This window comes from Lysinibacillus sp. FW301-JW8 (assembly GCF_058788755.1).
Genome location: NZ_JBYTBB010000137.1, coordinates 1 through 2,680, shown reverse-complemented (window position 1 = coordinate 2,680; position 2,680 = coordinate 1). Strand labels below are relative to the sequence as shown.

The 2,680-nt window shown below is 34.3% G+C and carries 2 protein-coding genes; one reads left to right on the top strand and one right to left on the bottom strand.

Going from position 1 to position 2,680, the window contains the following annotated elements:
• Positions 1-1,242: 1,242 nt before the first annotated feature.
• Positions 1,243-1,638 (bottom strand): MutH/Sau3AI family endonuclease, encoded by a 396-nt coding sequence (locus AC3WOM_RS26580; RefSeq protein ID WP_492449178.1) that lies wholly within the window; start codon positions 1,636-1,638, stop codon positions 1,243-1,245.
• A 161-nt stretch (positions 1,639-1,799) separates the two neighbouring features.
• Between AC3WOM_RS26580 and AC3WOM_RS26575 the strand changes: the two genes are divergently transcribed.
• The coding region (locus AC3WOM_RS26575; RefSeq protein ID WP_492449175.1) for a transposase at positions 1,800-2,680 on the top strand (881 nt) is incomplete at its 3' end.

Here is a 2,680-nt window from a genome sequence, read left to right as displayed (position 1 = left end):
CTCTCAACTCTAGCGGATACAGATGTTTTTTTGTATTCTTTTTTAGCAAGAACAGATTTTGGTGTTGAGCCTTTATTCTTTCAGTAAATAGTTTTGAGTCATTTTCTGTGAGCAAAATTCGATACATCATTTCAATACAAATCCTTAAACAATGCTTGAAAAGAATCCGTGTTTTTTCAATTTATTTATAGATTTCTGTATATTTGTTTGGATTAGGTTTGATATCTAAATCTTCAATTATATCTTTTAAGTCTGAATCATTAATATCAAATGAAAATCAGAGAGTAATATTTTTAGTGTGAATATTTCCACATCTTTTCGTTGTGCAGAATACTCTAACAAATAAAACCTATATTAATAGCGATAAGCAATCACTTATAAGAAAAAGCCGTTCGTGGCCATATTATTTACCATCAAGCGACTCAATGTTTTACTAACTCATTACCAATTCTCTTACCAATTTCTGTTACTAAAGCATTGCCCATAAAAAACATATGCATTCGATCTGAAACTTCGACAATTTCCCCTGTTGAAGTTTTTTTATACTTTGTCCAATTATCAGGGAAATCCTTTTGTGAAGATATTGCTTATTTGGCGGTATTTGTTAAAGTGAATAAAATTGATTTTTTTATAATAATTTGTATGACCATCATTATTGGAATATTAATTTATAGACGAAAATAGAGGTTATAGAAGTGTATCTCTGAACCAACAAAAAGTAAGCGTAGCTAATAATCGCACGCTTACTTCTAATTGTGTAATTTACAAATTAAGTTTTAGCTTATTAAATACACCCTTTTTAGTTTAAGAAGAAATTTTATACCAATACCATCACTTTATATCTAGTGAAAGTTTCGAAAATTTGATTGTCAGATTGGCTTACATTATTCAAAATAGACTCATATGTATTAACTTGATTAAGAACATATTTATTAAACAGGTAGGTCATGTAAGACTGTTTAAAACAAAATGCCCGTTTCAGTGCTTTAATATGAGGTGCGTATAATTCTTGAGGGACTAAGCTTTTAATAGCGGTAGAACCTTTTGTACAGGCACCCAAATACATCGTCTCACCTTCTGACAATTCATGAGCTCGACCTTCTCTTACTTTTGTAATGATTTTTTCATAGTCTTGCTGAATGATTTTTAAATCCTTTTCAGGTGAAGAAAAAAGCGTTACGAAATTGATAGGATATTCAATTCTTTACAAATCACGATTTCGTAAATAATGAATTAACAGTGTTAAGCGGAATTTACTATAGGCATGTGAGTAAAAAAGTTTTCTTCTACTGGTTCAGTGTAACTAATCATCGTGATGACTAGACGTTCTCCAGCTGAGTAGCCCCCTTTTTTTCCTATTTCATAAGGAGTCACTTTTAGTTCTACACCAGATTTTGGGAAATTAGGCTCTTGGTCATTATTAATCTCATATTCGAAGTGGTACTTTTCAATTAAATGACCCATTCCACCTTTATATCTGGGATTATTTACTTTTGTTATAGTCTCCTGTTTTAAATATTCATCAATCGTTGCATCATTTATTACATCAGAAAATTTTTTTCCAATTAGTTTTTCACCATATACCTTAATACTTAATGGATTTGCATCATCATATTTTAAAATAGTAATACCTCCCATAATTTAGGTCTTTAATCAATGATAGCTTAAACTGTCATATAAAAATACAAGAAAATGATTGGCTCAACACCAAAATCTGTTCTTGCTAAAAAAGAATACAAAAAAACATCTGTATCCGCTAGAGTTGAGAGTACGACCAAACAACACAGCGAGGTATACAGATGCACTCTTATTCTATCAAGGATTTATGGGATTTACCAGAACTAAAAATTATCGCAACCACTAAAATAAATCACCAAATTTTCATTGATGTCATGCCAATTAAATCTAAACAGGCCTGTCCCATTTGTGCATTTGAAAATACGACTCGTCGCGGAATCGGCTATGTTCGAAAAGTGCGTCATCTCGAAGCGTTTGGTTGCCCTGTTTATTTGAATTTACCTGCCATTCGTATGTCATGTACAGCTTGTTTTGCACATTTTGTATGGGCATATGAGTGTGTGGCACCGAAAAAACGATACACAAAGGCATTTGAAGCCACGCTGCCGAAGCAAGCAATCGGCTCTACAATCACGCATACATCACGTGTGACAAACACACCCGCTACAACCGTTGCGCGTATCGTCCGTTCGTGGAAAATGGAGGAAGCCACACGTGTCCAAAAAACTTGTCAGAAAAAAGCATTGGCGTGTCACAATCTCGTTCTAGGCATTGATGATTTTGCCATTCGTAAAGGGCATACGTATAACACGGGTCTCCATGATTTACGTGGTGGCACATTTTTAGATGTTATTCCTGGACGAAGAATCGAGGAATTACACGCCTATTTCAATACACAATCTACTCTTTGTACGCTGAAGCCTGTCGCGATTGTCATGGATTTGGCAAAGGCCTATCATACGTTTGCGAAAAAGATGTATCCTGCAGCGATTCGTATCGCCGATCGTTATCATGTCAATCGTTACGTAACTGAAGCGCTTCAAGCAGTACGAAAATCCGTTCAAAAGCAGCTAGCACCGTATGCTAAAAAGGACCTTAAACAACACTTCCGAATTCTTGGTAAACGACGTGATCAATTGAAGAATGATGAAAAAAATAGCCT